This window comes from Photobacterium sp. R1 (genome assembly GCF_054600795.1).
The window spans coordinates 1-247 of sequence record NZ_BAAHZP010000832.1; the positions used below are offsets into that span (position 1 = coordinate 1).

At 41.7% G+C, this 247-nt stretch carries 1 protein-coding gene; it reads left to right on the top strand.

What is annotated here, in order from left to right; all coding sequences use genetic code 11:
• Positions 1-247, top strand: a 247-nt coding sequence (locus ACYP03_RS27410) for a hypothetical protein (RefSeq protein ID WP_459782860.1), incomplete at both ends; no start/stop codon positions are given.

Here is a 247-nt window from a genome sequence, read left to right on the forward strand (position 1 = left end):
GATGGAGACATCAAGCTGGTTGAGCCGTTTAAACCGGAAGGGCTGAGCAATATCAATATTGATCTGCAAAAAGCTAACACAGATTTAATTAACTATGCGGCGAGTCGTCAAATCAAACTGTTTGTGAAAGCGACAGATATCAATGGGTTTGAAGGCCGTTCGAATGCCGTTTCTGCATTTTTTGATAATCAAGGCCCGACAATCACGTTAAATAACTTTGATGAAGCGAAGGATTTTGTTGAGCCGG